Origin of the sequence: Burkholderia sp. R-40 (assembly GCF_049942845.1) — a bacterium.
GTDB lineage: Bacteria > Pseudomonadota > Gammaproteobacteria > Burkholderiales > Burkholderiaceae > Burkholderia > Burkholderia ambifaria.
In genome coordinates this window covers 809,506-822,934 of the sequence record NZ_CP187967.1, presented here as the reverse complement: position 1 = coordinate 822,934, position 13,429 = coordinate 809,506, and the positions used below count along the sequence as shown (strand labels likewise).

Sequence of the window (13,429 nt, the reverse complement as noted above, 5' to 3'; positions counted from 1 at the left end):
ACCGACACAATCGGCGCGAATCGAACCCACGGAGAAGACAATGAACGGACGCAGCGCGTCAGCGCTTACGCGAAGGCTTGGAGGGGGACGCGCGACGGAACTCTTCGATCACGTCGGCAAATTCGGAGACGTCCTCGAACCGGCGGTAAACCGATGCGAAACGGACATAAGCGATCGTATCGAGGCCACGCAACTCGTTCATCACGAGTTCGCCGAGCTTCTCGCTACGCACTTCCCGCTCGCCGGTAGCGAGCAGTTGATATTCGATGCGGGCGACCGCCGCGTCGATCGCGTCAGCCGCAACCGGCCGCTTGCGCAGCGCGAGTTGCATGCTGGCGACGATCTTGCGACGGTCGAATTCCGTGCGGCTGCCGTCCTTCTTCACGACGGCCGGCAGGTTCAGCTCGACCCGCTCGTACGTCGTGAAGCGCTTGTCGCAAGCCGAGCAGCGACGGCGCCGGCGAATCGCGGCGCCATCTTCGGACACGCGCGAGTCGACGACCTGCGTGTCTTCATGCCGGCAGAACGGGCAGCGCATGCGGGATCAGCGATAGACCGGGAAACGCTTGGTCAGCTCGGCCACTTGCGTGCGCACGCGCTCGATCGTCGCCGCATCTTCCGGGTTCTCGAGCACGTCGGCGATCAGGTTGCCGACCAGTTCCGCTTCCGCCGGGCCGAAGCCGCGCGTCGTCATCGCCGGCGAACCCAGGCGGATGCCGCTCGTCACGAACGGCTTTTCCGGATCGTTCGGGATCGCGTTCTTGTTCACCGTGATGTGCGCAGCGCCCAGCGCCGCTTCCGCCGCCTTGCCCGTGATGTTCTTCGCGCGCAGGTCCACCAGCATCACGTGGCTTTCGGTGCGGCCCGACACGATCCGCAGCCCGCGCTTGACCAGCGTTTCAGCCAGCACGCGCGCGTTCTCGACCACCTTTTCCTGGTACGCCTTGAATTCCGGCGACAGCGCTTCCTTGAACGCCACGGCCTTCGCCGCGATCACGTGCATCAGCGGGCCGCCCTGGATGCCCGGGAAGATCGCCGAGTTGATCGGCTTCTCGTATTCCGACTTCATCAGGATCACGCCGCCGCGCGGGCCGCGCAGGCTCTTGTGCGTCGTCGTCGTCACGAAGTCGGCGTGCGGCACCGGGTTCGGATACACGCCCGCCGCGATCAGGCCCGCGTAGTGCGCCATGTCGACCATCAGGTACGCACCGACCGACTTCGCGATCTTCGCCAGACGCTCGAAGTCGATCTTCAGCGCGAACGCCGATGCGCCCGCGACGATCAGCTTCGGCTTGTGTTCCTGCGCGAGCTGCTCGGCGGCGTCGTAGTCGATGTCTTCCTGCTCGTTCAGCCCGTAGCTCACCACGTTGAACCACTTGCCCGACATGTTCACCGGCGAGCCGTGCGTCAGGTGACCACCGTGCGCGAGGCTCATGCCCATGATCGTGTCGCCCGGCTTGAGCATCGCGAAGAACACGCCCTGGTTCGCCTGCGAACCCGAGTTCGGCTGCACGTTCGCGGCTTCCGCGCCGAACAGCTGCTTCACACGGTCGATCGCCAGCTGCTCGACCACGTCGACGTATTCACAGCCGCCGTAGTAGCGCTTGCCCGGATAACCTTCCGCGTACTTGTTCGTGAGCTGCGAGCCCTGCGCGGCCATCACGGCCGGGCTCGTGTAGTTTTCCGACGCGATCAGCTCGATGTGATCTTCCTGGCGACGGTTTTCCTGCTCGATCGCAGCAAAGAGTTCGGGATCGACGTTCGCGATGGTGCTTTGGGCTCTGTCAAACATACGGTTTCCGTTAAGTGTGTACAGGTTGACCGGTGCGGCCGAGTACATTGCGTTGCTGGCGGGACCAGCTCGACGTGGCGGAAGAATCCGTATGACGCGAGGCAGGACAGCCACCGGCGATGCACGCAACGGCGCACAACGGCTGCCCAGGCGAACGGCAAAAACGGCGCCCCGCGCTTCACGGTGGGATGCTCCACCTTGAACCCGAAGGGTTCTATCGCCAGTCACGCAGGGGTGATGAGCGCGTTAGTGTATTGGATGCGTCATGAATAGGCAACCGCACGCCAGCGGCCCCGAAATAATAAGGGCCGGACTCCGCGCACCCGTGCCGCCATGCGTTGGCGCCTTGCCGCGGTGCGGCAATCTCAGTACGCTTGCGCGATACTATCCGCTACTTTGTTACCGACCAGGAGCAGCAATGATCGTGTTCGTCACAGGCGCGTCCGCCGGCTTCGGCGCCGCCATCGCCCGAGCCTTCGTCAAGGGCGGCCACCGCGTCGTCGCAACCGCGCGCCGCAAGGATCGCCTCGATGCGCTCGCGGCCGAACTCGGCGACGCGCTGCTGCCGTTCGAGCTCGACGTGCGCGACCGCGCAGCCGTCGAAGCCGTGCCGGCCGCGCTTCCCGCCGAATTCGCCGCGCTCGACGTGCTCGTCAACAACGCCGGCCTCGCGCTCGGCGTCGAGCCGGCGCACAAGGCGAGCCTCGACGAGTGGCAGACCATGATCGACACGAACTGCTCGGGCCTCGTGACCGTCACGCACGCGTTGCTGCCCGGAATGATCGCGCGAGGCCGCGGCCACATCTTCAATCTCGGCTCGGTGGCCGGCACCTATCCGTATCCGGGCGGAAACGTATACGGCGCAACCAAGGCTTTCGTCAGACAATTCAGCCTGAACCTGCGCGCCGATCTGATCGGCACACCGTTGCGCGTGACGGACATCGAGCCGGGCCTGTGCGGCGGCACGGAGTTTTCGAACGTCCGCTTCCGTGGGGACGATGCGAAGGCGGCCAACGTCTACCAGAACGTTCAGCCGCTCACGGCCGAGGACATCGCCGACACGATCTACTGGATCGCGACGCGCCCCGCGCACGTCAACATCAACACGATCGAGATGATGCCGGTCGCCCAGGCGCCGGCCGGCCTCGCGATCCATCGCGGCTGACCTGTCCGAGCGCCGCCGCGGGCACGGCTGAAGCCGGCCCGCGGCGTGCTGCGACGTACTACATTCCGTTACGAATCGGTTACGAATCCGGCCTTGCCCTTCCGGTAGAATGCGCGCCATGACTCAGCCTACCCGCTCCCCGGACGCGCCCTCCGGCTTCACCTGGCCGGTACGCGTGTACTACGAGGATACCGACGCAGGCGGCATCGTCTTCTATGCCAACTACCTGAAATTCTTCGAACGCGCCCGCACCGAATGGCTGCGCGCGTGCGGCATCGACCAGCGTCGGCTCGCCGACGACACGGGCGCGATCTTCATCGTCCGCAGCACGTCGCTCGACTACCGCGCGCCGGCGCGACTCGACGACGCGCTGACGGTCACGAGCCGGCCCGGCCGCATCGGCCGCGCATCGGTGGAATTCACGCAGGAAGCCTGGCGTGGCGACACGCTGCTCGTCACCGGACACATTCGCCTCGGCTGCGTTGACCGCACCGGCATCCGGCCCGCGGCGATCCCGCCGGTCGTGCTCGACGCGCTGCAACGCGGGCCCGTCACCGATGCCGGGCAAACTGTACTGTCAACGAAGCTCGCATGAGCCCCGTTTAGACAAAGCCTATGAACTTGCCTTCCTGAATCGATACTAAGCAAGGTTCGGCGCCAGGCCTGACCGGCGCGCCGCGCCGCACGCATGCCGTGCGCCCCTCGCCGGGCACCCCCGATGGGACGTTACTCAAACCTCTATGAACACTTCTCAAGACCTGTCGATCATTTCCCTCGTCCTCAATGCGAGCGTGCTGGCCCAGGCCGTGATGGGGCTGCTGTTGCTGCTGTCGCTGATGTCGTGGACCTTCATTTTCCGCAAGTGGTTCGCGATTCGCCGCGCACGCGCGCAGACCGAACGCTTCGAACGGGATTTCTGGTCGGGCGGCGACCTGCAGGCGCTGTATCAGAGCGCGGCCAACAACCGCCACACGATCGGCGCGCTCGAGCGGATCTTCGAATCGGGGATGCGTGAATTCCTGAAGGCGAAGGAAAAGCGCCTCACCGACCCGGGCCTCGTGCTCGACGGTGCGCGCCGCGCGATGCGCGCGTCGTTCCAGCGCGAAATGGACGTGCTCGAAGCGAACCTCGCGTTCCTCGCGTCGGTCGGCTCGGTCAGCCCGTACATCGGTCTGTTCGGCACCGTGTGGGGGATCATGAATTCGTTCCGCGGCCTCGCGAACGTGCAGCAGGCCACGCTCGCGAACGTCGCGCCGGGCATCGCCGAGGCGCTCGTCGCCACCGCGATCGGCCTGTTCGCCGCGATTCCGGCGGTGGTCGCGTACAACCGCTACGCGCACGACATCGACCGCCTCGCGATCCGCTTCGAGACCTTCATCGAAGAGTTCTCGAACATCCTGCAGCGTCAGGCCCAGTAAGGAGCACGCCATGGCAGGAAGTCCCATTCGATCCAGCATGCGCGGCGGCCGCTCGCGCCGCGCGATGGCCGACATCAACGTCGTGCCGTACATCGACGTGATGCTGGTGCTGCTCGTGATCTTCATGGTCACGGCACCGCTCGTGGCCCCGTCGATCATCAATCTGCCGACCGTCGGCAATGCGGCGCCGCAGGAACAGACGCCGCCCGTCGTCGTCAACATCAAGGCCGATCGCACGATGAGCGTCAAGTACAAGGGCGACTCCGGCGCGACGCAGGAAGACACGATGACCAAGGCCGAGCTCGACAGCTTCATGTCGGCCCGGCAGGCCGACCATCCCGACCAGCCGGTCGTGATCGCGGCCGACAAGACCGTGCAGTACGATGCGGTCATGACCGTGATGTCGGATCTGAAGGCGCGCGGCGTCAAGCGCGTCGGCCTCCTCGTCAAATCGCAATGAACCGGCAGCAATCCCCGCGCAGCAACGCGTACCCGTATCGGCCGCCTCGCGAGCGAGGCACCTGGCGCGCGTTCGCGCTTGCCGCGCTGATACACGTGCTGCTCGCGCTGTTCCTCTATCACGGCGTGCAGTGGCAGAACAGCACGCCGGCCGGCGCCGAAGCCGAGCTGTGGACCGAGGTGCCCGACGTCCCCGCGCCGCGCCCCGTCGTCACGCCCACGCCGCCCGCGAAGCTCGCACCGCCCCCTCCCCCGGTCCGGGACGAGCAGGCGGACATCGCGCTGCAGCAGAAGAAACGACAGCAGGAAGCGGCCGCGCGCGAAGCGCTGCTCGAGCAGCAGCGCCGCGCGCAGCAGTTGAAGGCCCAGCAGGAAGAAGCCCGGCGCGAGCAGCTCGCGGCCCAGCAGGCCGCCGCACTCGCCGCGCAGAAGGCCGCCGAACGCGAAAAGCAGAAGCAGGCGGACAAGCTCAAGCAACAACAGCTCGTGGAGCAGCAGAAGCTCGAACAGCAGAAGGCCCAGCAGCAGAAACAGCAGCAACAGAAGCAGGCGCAGCTGGAAGCCCAGGAGGCGGCGAAGGCCAAGGCTGACGCGGCCGCGAAGGCGAAGGCGGAAGCCCAGGCGAAGGCGAAGGCCGAAGCGGCTGCGCACGCGAAGGCCGATGCGGCGGCGAAGGCGAAGCTCGACCGGGAACGGAATGCGCGACTCGCGCAGATGCAGGGCCTGGCGGGTGCCGGCGAAGGCGGCGGCCAAGGGCTCGCAAAAAGCGGCACCGGTACGGGTTCCGGCGGCAATGCCGCGTCGCCCGGCTATGCCGACAAGGTGCGCCGCCGCGTGAAGCCGAACATCGTCTGGGGCGGCGAGCGTGCGGGGCTCACGACGATCGTCAAGATCCGCTGTACGCCTTCGGGCGACCTGCTGAGCGTGTCGGTCTCGCGGCCGAGCGGCAATTCGGGGTGGGATCAGGCGGTCGTCAATGCGATCCAGGCGTCGGTTCCGTTACCGCCCGATACTGACGGTCATACGCCGTCCAGCATTACGATTACCTTCAAGGCGGCGGAGTGAGCGCAAATGCGCTTACACTCCGTGCGTCGCTACCGGACGGGAACGAATCGGGTATTTTTACTGTCTCTGCGGTTGCGCAGCGATCCAAGTCACATGGGAAGCAGAAGCATGAGATTGATGACGAAACTAGGTTTCAGGGCACTCGTGGCCTCGTGTCTGATTGCGGCCGGCGGCGCCGCTAACGCGCAGGTCAACGTGTTGATCACCGGCGTCGGTTCGACCCAGTTCCCCATCGCCACCGCGAACTTCGCGAACGAGGCAGGCCTGCCGCAGCAGGTCACGTCGATCGTCCGCGCGGATCTCGCGCGCAGCGGCAAATTCACCAACATCGATGCGGGCAGCACGCCCGTGCCCGAGACCGCTTCGGTGGATCTCGGCGCATGGAAGGCCAAGGGCGCGAACGCGTTCGTCGCCGGCAGCGTGAACCGCGAGGCGAACGGCCAGTACAAGGTGAATTTCATCCTGTACGACACCGTGAAGCAGCAAAGCCTCGGCGGCCTGTCGCTGACGGCCACCGACACGACGCTGCGCACGGCCGGCCACAAGATCGCCGACTACATCTACCAGAAACTGCTCGGCGTGCGCGGCGTGTTCGCCACCCGCCTGTCGTATGTGATCAAGACGGGCAACCGCTACCAGCTGCAGATCTCGGATTCGGACGGCCAGAACGCGCGCATCGCGCTGTCGAGCACCGAGCCGATCATCTCGCCGGCATGGTCGCCGAGCGGCACGAAGGTCGCGTACGTGTCGTTCGAGCGCAAGAAGCCGATCGTCTACATCCACGACCTGCCGACCGGCCGCCGCTACATGGTCTCCGACCAGAAGGGCAACAACAGCGCGCCGGCGTGGTCGCCGGACAGCAACACGCTCGCCGTCGCGCTGTCGCTGACGGGCAATACGCAAATCTATACGGTCAATGCGAACGGCGGCGGCCTGCGTCGTCTCACGCAGAGCAGCTCGATCGACACCGAGCCGTACTACTCGCCGGATGGCCGCTGGATCTACTTCACGAGCGATCGCGGCGGTGCGCCGCAGATCTACCGGATGCCCGCGCAGGGTGAAAGCGCCGGCGCGGCGCAACGCGTGACCTTCACCGGCAGCTACAATACGAGCCCGCGCATCAGCCCGGACGGCAAGCTGCTCGCTTACATCTCCCGCACGGGTGGGGGCTTCAAGCTGTACGTTCAGGATCTGCAAACCGGCGCGGCGAACGCGATCACGAATACCAATCGTGACGAATCGCCGAGCTTCGCGGCAAACGGCCAGTACCTTCTCTACGCGACCCAGTCGGGTGGTCGCAACGTGCTGGCAGCTGTGCCCTCCGACGGCAGCGCGCCGCCTCAGATCCTGTCCGTCCAGGGCGGCTCCGTTCGCGAGCCGTCGTGGGGGCCCTTCATGCAATGACCACAAGGAGAGTAACCATGATGTCGAATAAAGCTCGTCTGGCCCTGGCCGTGATGATGATCAGCGCGCTCGCAGCGTGTAAGTCGGGCGTGAAGCTCGACGACAAGGCCAACGCTGGTGCGGTGAGCACGCAGCCGAGTGCCGACAACGTCGCGCAAGTGAACGTCGATCCGCTGAACGATCCGAACAGCCCGCTCGCGAAGCGCAGCATCTACTTCGACTTCGACAGCTATTCGGTGAAGGACGAGTACCAGCCGCTGATGCAGCAGCACGCTCAGTACCTGAAGAGCCACCCGCAGCGTCACGTGCTGATCCAGGGCAACACCGACGAACGCGGCACGAGCGAGTACAACCTCGCGCTGGGCCAGAAGCGTGCGGAAGCTGTCCGCCGCGCGATGGCACTGCTCGGCGTGAACGACTCGCAGATGGAAGCCGTGAGCCTCGGCAAGGAAAAGCCGCAAGCATCGGGCCACGACGAAGCATCGTGGGCGCAGAACCGTCGCGCCGACCTCGTCTACCAGCAGTAAGTAACGGAAGAGTTGCCGTATGACGCACTGTGTAACCTGGCTGCGCGTTGCCGCAGCATTCTGCGTCGTCGGCGCGGCGTGGTCGGCCGCGCCGGCGCACGCCGGCGTGTTCGACGACAACGAAGCGCGCCGCGCCGTGCTCGATCTGCGCAGCAAAACCGACAACCTGGCGAGCCAGTTGTCCGCCGCCCAGCGTACGATCCTCGACCAATCCGGCCGTCTCGACCAGCTGAACCAGCAGGTCGCGACGCTGCGCGGCGAGAATGAGGACCTGACGAACCGGCTGACGACGCTCGAACGGCAGCAGAAGGAGTACTACCAGGATCTCGACACGCGACTCAAGAAGTTCGAGCCGCAGCAGGCGACGATCGATGGTGTCGAAGGCACCGTGCAGCCGGGTGAAACGGATGCGCTCAATGCGGCGCAGCAGCAGTTCCGCAACGGCAACTTCAAGGCGGCCGCGGCATCGTTCCGCAGCTTCATCGCGAAGTATCCGCAGAGCCCGTACCAGCCGACCGCGCAGTACTGGCTCGGCAATGCGCAATACGCGCTGCGCGACTATCGCGGCTCGACCGCGACGTGGCAAACGGTCGTGAGCAAGTATCCGCAGCATCCGCGCGCGGCCGACGCGCTCGTCGCAATCGGTACGAACCAGCTCGAGCAAGGCCAGAAGGCGGCCGCGAAGAAGACGTTCGAGCAGGTCGTGTCGCAGTACGCCGGGTCGAACGCTGCGCAGACCGCGCAGGGCAAGATCGAGAGCATCAAATAAATTAGCGTGCCAGGTTGTTGACTGACCTGAAATTCGCCGCTATAATTTTTTGCTCTTTAGGTCGTTGGGCGAGTTGTTAGCGCAACGGGCTGACAAGTTTCAAGAACGTGGGGTGGTAACTCAGTTGGTTAGAGTATCTGACTTTTAATCAGAGAGTCGAGGGTTCGAGTCCCTCCCACCCTACCAACTATCTTTGATAGTGCAAATTAAAGCCTCCCAAGTGGAGGCTTTTTTGCGTCTGTCGCATCCGTATCGCCGCGGCATCCCGGTGATGTCTGCAACACACTCAGCTGCACCCTCCCGACTCCGCGACCGGACAGGGCACGCACCGTGCCCCGCCCGTGCATCAGCGCACGCTCACGTTGCGCAGTACGTCACCATATCCCGTGTACAGATTGCCGTCGGGCAGCAACTGCCGCTGCGCAAGCTGCCGATGCACGACTGGCAGGTGATGGAACGGCATCCGCGCGAACAGGTGATGTTCGATATGAAAATGAATCGCGTGCGGGCCGAACAGGAACGTCTGCCACGAACGCCGGACGATCGTGCGCGCGTTGCGGCTCTGGTCGGCACAGGCCGGCAGCCCCGCATGCTCGAAGATCGCGCGCACCTGCCCGGCGAGCGGCAGCAGCGTGACGGACGGCACGATCCACAACGTGACGTACAGCAGCGGATGCCCAGCCCATGCGAGCGCGCCGAACAGCACACCGTTGCCGGCCAGCATCGACGCGACTTCCCACGCGGCGTACGCACGCGACTTCCCGACCTTCGGCATTGCATGCGCAAACTCGCCGCGGGCGAGCTTCACGACGCTCGTCACGTAACCGATCCCGCATGCATACGCGAGCAGGCGGCCGATCAGCCGCCCGCGCGTCACCGGATAGTCGTGCACGCCGAACAGCAGCGCTACGGGATCGTCCGGCTCCATCGGTGCGCGATGGTGTTTCAGATGGCCGGCACGATACGTCCGCAGCGACAACCACAGCGGGCCGGCCGCGAACACTTGGCCCAGCGCGTCGTTGACGCGCCGGTTCCGCGCCAGCAAACCGTGCGCACCTTCGTGCATCATGACCGCGAGCGCAAGCTGGCTGCGCGCGATCACGATCGCTGCCAACGCGTACACGAGCGGATGCGCAAACGCGATCGCAACCGCGAACGCGGCGGCAATCATCAGCCAGTCACCTGCCAGCGCTGCGCCGACGCGCGAGGCGCTCACGCGAAACAACGCCGGATCGGGCACGAACCGCGCAAGCCCCGCATTCGGCCCGGCTTGGTGAACACGGGTATCCGTCACGCGAGCCTCCCGCGCAGCGATCGCCGCTCGACCCACAGCGCACTGACCATCGCGAGTGCCACGCCGCCCAGCACATCGGCCACCGTATGCTGCTTGAGCGTCAGCGTCGACGTGCAGATCAGCAGGCCGACCGCCACGGTCACGAGCCGTCGCCGGTCCACCAGCATCCGGCAGGCAAGGCACGTCACCGCGACATGCAGGCTCGGAAAACCATTGGCCGCGAGATCGAGCTGCCACATGCGCGCGAGACGGTGACGCACGAACGTGTTGCCGATCTCCGCGACGTCGGGCCGCGGCACGGCCTCCGGAAACAGCAGGAAACACACGATACCGAGCACGAACGCGATCAGCACGGCCTCCTTGAACGCGGCGAATGCGGGCGGCCGCGCATACGCAGCAAGCGCAATCACGAACGGGAAGAAGCCGACATAGACGAGCCACGACCACGCGATGAACGGAATCCGCGCATCGATCGACGTGGCAAACACGTAGCGCGGCGTGACGCTACGCTCCAGCAGAAAGAAGATCGCGAGGCCGGCTGCCATGCCGAACGTCGCGGCCAGCATCTGCCGGATGTCGGGCCGGCGATCGTCACGAAGCGACAGCGAATTCATCGTGGTGCCGGCGCCTCGCATCGCGTCTCCCTATCGGCCACCTTCGCATGCGGACACAACGCGAGAAGGCGTGACGTCCATGCGTCGACGCGCGCACGTGCATGCTCGCGGCCGGCGATCGTCCCTGCCCGCGTACCGGGATGGCGCATCAGTTCGGCTGCAGCCTGCCCGACTTCCCGCCGGAACGCGGCCGCGTCGCCGCGCCACGTGACGACGCGATGCACGAGTTGCAGTTGCGCGGCGCGCGTGGCGTTGCTCGCCTGCTCGGGCTGATCGGACTGCACGAGCAGGATCGGGCGGTGATACACATGTGCGATCGACAGCGCGGCCATGCCGGGTGCCGACACGATCAACGGAGCATGGGCGGCGCGCGTCACCCAGTCGGCGTCGACGCCGGTCCAGCCGTCGTGCCCGGCATAGCCCTCGCCCACGCGATGGGTGGCGAGCCCCGCGTCGCGCATGCCGGCGGACAACGCATCGGCGAGCGCGATATCGCGAAAGTGCGGGTTCAGATAAATGGCGGCTGCAGCCTGCTCCGAAGCCGGCCGCTCGGCGACGATCGGCACCGGCGTCGGCAGCCGGCAATGCGTGCGCGATCGCCGGACGTCATCGGCGGCATCGTATGCAAAATCGTGTTCGATGCAGCATCGCGCCGAATCGATCTGCCAGTCGACGATCCGTGCAAATGCACGCGCCAGTGCGCGCGGCAGACGTGCGTCGAAATTCGCGGTCAACGCGCGGCGCAGGCTGCCGCCGTATACGTGGACGATGCGGCGTCGCCAGCCCGGCATCGCGCCCATGAACAACAGCGCCGGATGAAACGAGTCGTTGATCACGAGATCGGCATCGCGGACGATCGCACGCAGCCGCGCGATGTCACGCGGCATGCGCGTCGGCCTGAACACGTAGTGCGCGACATTGCGATCGGTCGCGTCGCGCAGCATGTTCTGCCGTTCGTCGAACTGCACCGCGTAGTGACGGGACAGCACGGCCGCGTCGATGTCGAACGCAGCCAGGAATGCCTGCCCCGCATCGGACGTCGTCAGCACGGCGACCTGCGCGCCGGCCGCACGCAGCGCATGCACGAGCAGTTGCGCGCGCATCAGGTGGCCGCGTGCGTCGGCCGTCGCGAGATAGACGATCCGCGGCATCATGCGCGCGGACGAAGCGACTGGAACCAGCCGGCCGCGACCATCGCCAGCGCGCCCGTCACGCCGAAACCGGCTTCGATCGCGCGGATCTCGTTCAGCAACGCGGCGAGATGCGCTGCCTCGGACGGCGCAACCAGACGGCGCAGCGTGTCCGAGCAGAGCCGGACATGCCGCGTCTCGTCGGCGAGCACGCGCGAGAGCAGCGGGTACAACGGATGTGCATCGCCGATCGTCGCGCAGTGACGCGCGAGCACACGCATCGCCATCTGTTCCGCACACAGGCCCGTCGCATAGGCCGGCACGAGCACGCCTTGCGAGAAATGCGGTGCATGGCGCTGCGCGAGCCGGCGCCATCGCATGATCTTGCGCCGGCTCAACCAGTCGGGCTCATGCGGTGCAGTCGACGGCGCGACACCGCGCTCGCGCAGCGCATCGGCGAACGCCGCGGCGTGGCGACGCTCGTCCGCGAGGTGCTGCTCGATCCGCGGCGCAAGCCAGTCCGGTGGCCGTCCGGTCCAGTCCTCGTGCAACGCGCACTCAGTCGCTTCCTCGCCGATCAGGTACATGCGCAGCACCCAGCGCTCGCCATGCACGCTGCGATGCAACTGCCGAATCGCGGCTCGCTTGAGGCGATCGACGAGGTACGCGCGCACCCGCGCCGCCCCGCGCGGCACGGGCGCATCGAGACAGTCGAAGCGTGCATCGTGCGCTGCCTGCGGCGACGCCGGCAGTTCGCCTGCCGCGCTCATGCCGGCTCGCCTCGTACAGACGCAGATTTCGTCGCAGCCGCCGCAGCGCCGGCAGGATCGCGACGCCATCCGAGGATCAGGCCGATGAAGCTTTCCTGCATGAACGCGTGCGCGGATGCGGTCGCCCCCGCAAATGCTTCCTCGCGGCCGTTGACGCGCAGATAGCCGCTTCCGTCACGCGCGCCGAATTCGATCCGGTCGTTCTTCCTGAAGCCGCGCGTGCGCATGTCCTTCACCAGCGCGCTGCCGTCCAGGCCGAACAGGAACAGCTCGCGCTGGGCGACCCACACCGGAATGTGATTGCTCAGCGCATCGAAACGAATCGTCCACGTGCCGGCTGCGAGTGCGCGATCGACGTCGGCATCGTGCGGCGCATTCGACGTAAAGCTCGCACGCGCGACCGACTTCGTCAGGCCGCCGACGCCAAGCCCAATCGTGATGTCATCTGCGGACGGCTGCTTCGGATCGGTCGCGCTCACCTTCACGAGATGCCGCGCGAGCCGCGATGCAAGCGACGGATGCGCGAACAGTGCCAGCGTTTCGTCCGGCGTGAGCACGTCGCGCTCGCCGTCGCCCTCCTTCACCCGCACGCGATACGGATCGATCCGGACATCGGTGAACGTGCCGTGCACGGGCGCATGGACGTACACGTCGCGGTCCCATTTCGCGCCGTTGCGACGCAGCAGCACATGCACGCTCAGCGGCACGCGCCGGCCGTCGCCGTCGACGCCCGTGCCCTGCAGCAGCACGTCGCCGAGTACGTCCTTCGTGCGGCGGGTCTCGTCGCTTGAGAAGACGATCGCGTGCGCATCGGTATCGATGCTCGCGTGAACGTCCGGCGCATCGAGCGCGACGCGATTGCAGTCCGCGGCGGCCGCGTTCGCGAACGGGCAGCCGCTTTGCGATGCGAAGTGGTATATCCCGCGCCCCGCATGGTCGACCGGCGCGGCATGGGCGCCGGCGCCGGCGGCAAACAGGGCGAGGCAGGCAACACGGGTGGCGAGAGAGGACATGGTCGTTGT

At 66.2% G+C, this 13,429-nt stretch carries 15 protein-coding genes, 1 tRNA gene and 1 riboswitch; of the genes, 9 read left to right on the top strand and 7 right to left on the bottom strand.

Translation table 11 applies throughout. The annotated features are described in order from the left end of the window. Positions 1–58 precede the first annotated feature (58 nt). Positions 59–538 carry a transcriptional regulator NrdR gene (nrdR, locus tag ACP26O_RS03710; RefSeq protein WP_006754597.1) on the bottom strand — a complete coding sequence of 160 codons (480 nt, stop codon included), beginning with the start codon at positions 536–538 and terminating at the stop codon, positions 59–61. A gap of 6 nt (positions 539–544) precedes the next feature. Continuing rightward, the gene (glyA, locus tag ACP26O_RS03705) at positions 545–1,792 is read right to left on the bottom strand and encodes a serine hydroxymethyltransferase (protein WP_041491093.1); all 1,248 of its coding nucleotides are present in this window, start codon (positions 1,790–1,792) and stop codon (positions 545–547) included. Positions 1,793–1,929: 137 nt separating this feature from the next. Continuing rightward, positions 1,930–2,030: riboswitch (ZMP/ZTP riboswitch) on the bottom strand. Between the two features lie 180 nt (positions 2,031–2,210). Here glyA and ACP26O_RS03700 point away from each other — a divergent pair. From ACP26O_RS03700 to ACP26O_RS03660, 9 genes are all read left to right on the top strand, one after another. Next, entirely contained in the window at positions 2,211–2,957 is a 747-nt protein-coding gene (locus tag ACP26O_RS03700) for an SDR family NAD(P)-dependent oxidoreductase (protein ID WP_011656071.1), read from the top strand. Between the two features lie 109 nt (positions 2,958–3,066). Further along, positions 3,067–3,552 carry a tol-pal system-associated acyl-CoA thioesterase gene (gene ybgC / locus ACP26O_RS03695; protein ID WP_011656070.1) on the top strand — a complete coding sequence of 162 codons (486 nt, stop codon included), beginning with the start codon at positions 3,067–3,069 and terminating at the stop codon, positions 3,550–3,552. 145 nt (positions 3,553–3,697) lie between these two features. Next, the gene (tolQ, locus tag ACP26O_RS03690; RefSeq protein ID WP_006753266.1) at positions 3,698–4,375 is read left to right on the top strand and encodes a protein TolQ; all 678 of its coding nucleotides are present in this window, start codon (positions 3,698–3,700) and stop codon (positions 4,373–4,375) included. A 10-nt stretch (positions 4,376–4,385) separates the two neighbouring features. Further along, a complete protein-coding gene (gene tolR / locus ACP26O_RS03685) occupies positions 4,386–4,835 on the top strand; it encodes a protein TolR (RefSeq protein WP_006753267.1) in 450 nt (149 codons plus the stop codon). After that, entirely contained in the window at positions 4,832–5,899 is a 1,068-nt protein-coding gene (gene tolA / locus ACP26O_RS03680) for a cell envelope integrity protein TolA (RefSeq protein WP_011656068.1), read from the top strand. Before tolR ends, tolA begins: the two co-directional genes overlap by 4 nt. A 108-nt stretch (positions 5,900–6,007) precedes the next feature. Next, on the top strand, positions 6,008–7,303 hold the full coding sequence (gene tolB, locus ACP26O_RS03675; RefSeq protein ID WP_006753269.1) for a Tol-Pal system beta propeller repeat protein TolB: 1,296 nt from the start codon (positions 6,008–6,010) through the stop codon (positions 7,301–7,303). 17 nt (positions 7,304–7,320) lie between these two features. Beyond that, positions 7,321–7,830: a peptidoglycan-associated lipoprotein Pal gene (gene pal, locus ACP26O_RS03670; protein WP_006753270.1), complete on the top strand. Its 510-nt coding sequence runs from the start codon at positions 7,321–7,323 to the stop codon at positions 7,828–7,830. Between the two features lie 19 nt (positions 7,831–7,849). Beyond that, positions 7,850–8,599 (top strand): tol-pal system protein YbgF, encoded by a 750-nt coding sequence (ybgF, locus tag ACP26O_RS03665; RefSeq protein ID WP_011656065.1) that lies wholly within the window; start codon positions 7,850–7,852, stop codon positions 8,597–8,599. Between the two features lie 109 nt (positions 8,600–8,708). Further along, positions 8,709–8,785, top strand: a tRNA-Lys gene (locus ACP26O_RS03660). A 160-nt stretch (positions 8,786–8,945) separates the two neighbouring features. On the opposite strand, the gene ACP26O_RS03655 is transcribed toward ACP26O_RS03660, so the two are convergent. Genes ACP26O_RS03655 through ACP26O_RS03635 form a run of 5 tightly spaced genes read right to left on the bottom strand, consistent with a single transcriptional unit; the run spans position 8,946 to position 13,420 of the window. Continuing rightward, complete coding sequence (locus ACP26O_RS03655) at positions 8,946–9,893, bottom strand: fatty acid desaturase family protein (protein WP_175665251.1); 948 nt, start codon at positions 9,891–9,893, stop codon at positions 8,946–8,948. Continuing rightward, positions 9,890–10,507 carry a phosphatase PAP2 family protein gene (locus ACP26O_RS03650; protein WP_175665252.1) on the bottom strand — a complete coding sequence of 206 codons (618 nt, stop codon included), beginning with the start codon at positions 10,505–10,507 and terminating at the stop codon, positions 9,890–9,892. Before ACP26O_RS03650 ends, ACP26O_RS03655 begins: the two co-directional genes overlap by 4 nt. Continuing rightward, on the bottom strand, positions 10,504–11,661 hold the full coding sequence (locus ACP26O_RS03645) for a hypothetical protein (protein ID WP_175665253.1): 1,158 nt from the start codon (positions 11,659–11,661) through the stop codon (positions 10,504–10,506). The genes ACP26O_RS03650 and ACP26O_RS03645 overlap by 4 nt, the downstream gene beginning before the upstream one ends. Then, positions 11,658–12,407, bottom strand: coding sequence for a hypothetical protein (locus ACP26O_RS03640; RefSeq protein ID WP_011656061.1), 750 nt, complete (start codon positions 12,405–12,407; stop codon positions 11,658–11,660). Before ACP26O_RS03640 ends, ACP26O_RS03645 begins: the two co-directional genes overlap by 4 nt. Beyond that, the gene (locus ACP26O_RS03635) at positions 12,404–13,420 is read right to left on the bottom strand and encodes a hypothetical protein (RefSeq protein ID WP_244099024.1); all 1,017 of its coding nucleotides are present in this window, start codon (positions 13,418–13,420) and stop codon (positions 12,404–12,406) included. Before ACP26O_RS03635 ends, ACP26O_RS03640 begins: the two co-directional genes overlap by 4 nt. Positions 13,421–13,429 lie beyond the last annotated feature (9 nt).